Origin of the sequence: Aeromonas sp. R7-1 (genome assembly GCF_040908115.1) — a bacterium.
GTDB lineage: Bacteria > Pseudomonadota > Gammaproteobacteria > Enterobacterales > Aeromonadaceae > Aeromonas > Aeromonas caviae.
Genome location: NZ_JBFODD010000007.1, coordinates 1 through 1,648 on the forward strand (window position 1 = coordinate 1; position 1,648 = coordinate 1,648).

Annotated in this window: 2 protein-coding genes; both read left to right on the plus strand. The window is 65.5% G+C overall.

Annotated elements, in window-relative coordinates:
- On the plus strand, nt 1-378 hold a 378-nt coding region (locus tag AB5Y51_RS00790), incomplete at its 5' end, for a methyl-accepting chemotaxis protein (protein ID WP_368177893.1).
- A 122-nt stretch (nt 379-500) separates the two neighbouring features.
- Nucleotides 501-1,648, plus strand: a 1,148-nt coding sequence (locus AB5Y51_RS00795; RefSeq protein ID WP_368177894.1) for a methyl-accepting chemotaxis protein, incomplete at its 3' end; no start/stop codon positions are given.

Consider the following 1,648-nt stretch of genomic DNA (forward strand, 5'->3'; position numbering starts at 1 on the left):
GCCAGCCGCTCCGCCGCCTCCACCGCCGAGATCCAGGGCATGATCAACAGCCTCCAGGAGCAGAGCGCCCGCGCCGTCAGCGCCATGGCCCAGGGGCGCAACCAGAGCCTGCGGGTGGTGACCCAGGCCGACGAGGCCAACGGCGCCCTCGACCAGATCACCGGGCACATCACCCAGATCAGCGACATGAACATCCAGGTCGCCACCGCCACCGAAGAGCAGTCCAGCGTGGTCGGGGAGATCAACCGCAACGTGGAGGACATCAACCAGCTCACCATGGAGACTGCCGACATCGCCCACCAGTTGACCGAGTCCAGCCGCAGCCTGCAACAGCTCTCCGGCGAGCTCGACAAGCTGGTCGGCAACTTCCGGTTATAAGATGAAAGGGCGCTGCGGCGCCCTTTTTTCACCGGGTCGACAGGGAATACCGACCCCCATGACGGCGAACCGTCATGACAAGCCGCTACAGTAGCGACACAGCAACACACCAAGGAGTCAACATGCTGGCAGGCAACCTCACCATCAAAACCCAACTGATCCTGGCCGTCACCGTGCCCTGTCTCGCCCTGCTGCTGGTTGGCGCCGCCAGTCTGCGCAGCATGGACAACATCAGGCAGCAGGCCGAAGAGCTGTTCCAGAATACCGCCACCCCCATGCGGGCCATGGCGGAAGTGGCCTCCCGCATCCCGCGCATGCGCGTCGGCATCGACATGATGCTGCTGCAGGACACCTCCCTGCGCGACGAAAAGGGGGTGCTGACCCGGGTCAAGGAGACCCGCGAGGAAGACATTCCCGAGATGCGCCAGGCCATGGAGCAGGCCGTCAAGGCCCAGGTCGATCCGGACGCCCGGGCCAAGGCCCAGACCCTGCTCGATCAATTCACCCGGGTGGAGCGGGAGGAGCTGACCCCCATGTTGCAGGCGCTCTCTGACAACAAGATGGACGAGGCACGCGCCATCTACCGGGATCGCTACAGCCAGAGCTACGGGGTCATGCGCAAGGGCGCCAATGAGCTGCTCGACGGGTTGATAGGTCAGGCCCAGCATCGCAACGACCTGAGCGAAAACAGCTATGACAGCGGTCGTACCCAGATGATCGCCATCATCGTCATCGCCATCGCCATCTCGCTGCTCGTCTCGACCCTCATCCTCATCGGGCTGCGCCGCCGGGTCTCCTTCCTGCAATCCCATATTGGCGAGGTGGCCCGCCACCTCGCCCTCGACAGCCGCGCCAGTCTTACCGGCAAGGACGAGCTGGCCGAGATTGCCCACAGCTTCAACCAGTTCGTGACCCGGATCCACGGGGCCATCGTGCAGGTGGCGAGCAACTCCCGCCAGGTGGCGGCCACCGCCAGCGAGGTGGCCGCCAAGGCCCAGCTCACCAAGCACAACTGCACCGCCCAGCGGGATCGCACCGTCCAGGTCGCCACCGCCATCCACGAGATGGGAGCCACCGTCACCGAGATCGCCGGCAATGCATCCCTGGCAGCCGACGTCGCCAAGCAGGCCAACGAGCAGGCCGATGCGGGGGCCCAGGTCGTCGCCCAGGCCCGCCACGGCATCGTCGGCCTCTCCGGTGAAATCGAACAGGTCGCCGGGGTCATCGAGTCCCTGGCGAGCCAGACCGACTCCATCGGCAGCATCCTCGA